Source organism: Acidobacteriota bacterium (assembly GCA_034211275.1).
Taxonomy (GTDB): Bacteria; Acidobacteriota; Thermoanaerobaculia; order Multivoradales; family JAHZIX01; genus JAGQSE01.
The window spans coordinates 1-2,839 of sequence record JAXHTF010000339.1 but is presented as its reverse complement, the minus strand read 5'-3'; the positions used below and the strand labels follow the sequence as shown (position 1 = coordinate 2,839).

1 protein-coding gene is annotated in these 2,839 nt (G+C 70.7%); it reads left to right on the top strand.

Features of this window, described 5'->3' with window-relative positions:
* A partial coding sequence (locus SX243_25720; protein ID MDY7096389.1) for a cellulose synthase subunit BcsC-related outer membrane protein occupies positions 1-2,740 on the top strand: 2,740 nt, incomplete at its 5' end.
* Positions 2,741-2,839 lie beyond the last annotated feature (99 nt).

Below are 2,839 nucleotides of genomic sequence, written 5' to 3'. Positions count from 1 at the left end.
AGCGCCGAGGCCGCCGGCCGATGGGGCGCCGGTGGCCGAGGTGGTGGCAGAGAGCGAGCCGATGCCTTCGATGGGGGCCGCGGAGGCGGGGAGCGAAGAAGATCCCGCCTCCCTGGCGGCGGCGGTGGCGTGGAGCCTTCTACAGCAAGGACGACCGGAGGCGGCGGAGTCCTGGTTCCGCCGCGCCTTGGAGCATCGGCCCAACCTGGAGAGTGCCGCCGAGGGGCTGGCAGGATTGCTCTGGGAGCGGGGAGATACCCGGGAGGCGGCCTCCCTGGCGGAGCGCTTCCCCGGCAACCCACGCCTGGAGCCCTACCGCATCGGTGCCCTGGCGGAGCGTGCGCTCCGGGCTTACGAAGGCCAACGCTGGCAAGAAAGCCTGGAGTTGTTGGAGGAGCTGAGCCGCCGCCGGCCGCTGGAGCGCCAGGAGCGCCTCCGCCACGCCTGGAGCCTCTACCGTCTGGGCCGTTTCGAAGAATCGGCGCAGGAGATGGAGGAGCTCTACCGCGAGGCTCCGGGGACCGACGATGTTGGCATGGCTCCGCCCGGCTCCGTCGAAACCAATGCCGGCAAGAGGAGGTGGGCGGGCGAGAGCTCCGGGTCCAGATCCTCGAAGAGACGGATCGGCGGCTCCGCGGAGGCGGCCTCCGAAGAGCCTGCCGCGCTCCCCGCCACCGCCTGGCGCCGAGTGGGGGAGGCGGGCTCGCCGCCGCCCCAGGTCGCCGCGGCCTCGGAGCCGTCGCCGAGGGCCGAGCCTTCGCCGGTGCAAGAGCCGGCAGCGACGGTGCCGAGCTCGCGCCTCGAGCCCCCCTTCGTCCCTAGGCGGACGCTCGGGGCCCGTCCCTACTCGTCCCGAGACTCTTCCTCTCGGCAAGTCCCTTCGAGAGGCCTTGCATCCGCCACCGTTGGCCGGACGGATCGGCCAGCGAGCCTGGGCCAGCTGGAGCTCACCGCGCCCCCCAGCCCCGAACCGGCGCCGGAGCCGGGGTCGGGCTGGACCTCCGATCCCGGACCGCTGGAAGAGCGGGTGCAGGCGGCGCTGGTCTTGGGTTGGAGCGCCTACCGGCAGCGGCAGTGGGAGGCGGCGGCCAATTGGTTCGGCCGCGCCCTGCACCTGCGGCCGGACCTGGCGGAGGCGGCCCACGGTTTGGTGCTGGCGCGGCTGGAGCAGGGCAACACCTGGGAGGCGGAGCAGCTGGCCCGCCGCTACCAGACCTATCCGCCCATGATGGAGCTTTTGGGGCGGGTGCTGGCGGCCCGGGGGGACGAGCTGGCCGCCGCCGGAGAGCCCGCGGCAGCCCTCGACAAGCTGGAGGAGGCGGCGCTCTATGGTGCTCTTTCCCGAGGCCAGCAGATCACTCGCGCCTGGACCCAATACCAGGTTGGGCGCAAGGCTTCAGCGGCGACTCTCTTCGAGCAGCTCTACCGCGAGCAGCCCGACGCCCAGAGCGCCGAAGGGCTGCTCTACAGCTTCAAGGACCTGGGGCGAGTTCCGGCTCTGGAGCAGATCGCCGCCGAGATTCCCGGGCCCCAGGCAGAGTGGCTGCAGCAGCAGATCGCTACCCTCTACGCCCAACGTAAGCTGTTTCTAGCCTCCGAACGAGCCCGCCCCGGGCGCTTTCCCGAGCTTCAGGGAGTCACCGGGCCGCTGCTGGCGGCGGGCTGGGTCTTCCACGACAAGACCGGCGTGCCGGGCCTCGGCGAGTTGCGGCTCGAACGAGTGCCGATGATCGCCCGTTACACCTGGGGCGACGTGGTGCAGCTGGAGCTCGGCGTCGACCGGCTGACCCTCGACTCCGGCCAGCTACTGCCGGGAGCGGAGGTGGGTTCCTTGCCGGCTCAGGCTGCGGCCTTTGTGGCGCCGCCCACCACCCGGCTGGAAGATTCCTACGTGCCCTATCTGCGGCTGCAGCGGGAAGGTTGGCTCGAGCCCTATGTGGAGCTCACCACCACCCCGTCCAACGCGGTGCTGGATTCCACCCTCGCCGGCCGTGCCGGCGTCGTCTACCAGCGGCCTCAGGGCAATTGGATGGGAGAGGTCTATGTGCGGCCGGTACAGGAGAGCATCCTCGCCTACGGCGGGCTGGTGGACCCCTATGTCGGTGATGCCTGGGGCCGGGTTCTGCGGCGCGGTGGCAAGATCGGTGGTTATCGCCAGTGGACCCGGCGCTGGGGCAGTTTCTTGGAGCTCGGCACTGAGGATATCGACGGCGAGGGCGTGGCGGAGAACCAGCGGAACTATTTGGCCCTCAGCGTCAGCGCCACCACCAAGCCCCGGGGATTGGACTTTCTGGCCATCGGTCCCTACGTTTTCGGCGAGGAGAACGACCTCAATCTAGAGCGCTTCACCCGGGGGCACGGCGGCTATTTCAGCCCCGAGGAGATGGTGGAGACCGGTTTGGCGGCCCAATTCGCCACCACCGAGGGCCGCCCTTGGTGGCTCACCGGCCGGGTGAGCCTGGGGTACCACCGCCACATCAAGGCGCAGGCGCCCTTCTTCCCGCTGGCTCCGGACGGCCGCTTCTATCCGCGGGAGGTGGTGACCGGCTCGGCGCTGGCGGTGGAGTTGCGGGGGCTGTGGCGGCTGGGGGACAGCTTCCATCTCGGCGGCGGTCTGGCCCTCAACGACAGCCCGCGCTACGACTACACCTCGGCCCAGATCTACCTGGCCTGGACCCCGGAGACCCGCGCCGCCCTGCTCAGCACCGACCTGCTGCGGCGGGCGGCGACGTTTCCTTGAAGCTCCCCACGAGGTCTCCGGTTGCAGCCCCGCGAGGGGTTGAAACCCCTCGCTACTGCATCTCGGCCCTGGCGGGACGACACCCCCGCCCAACCCAAG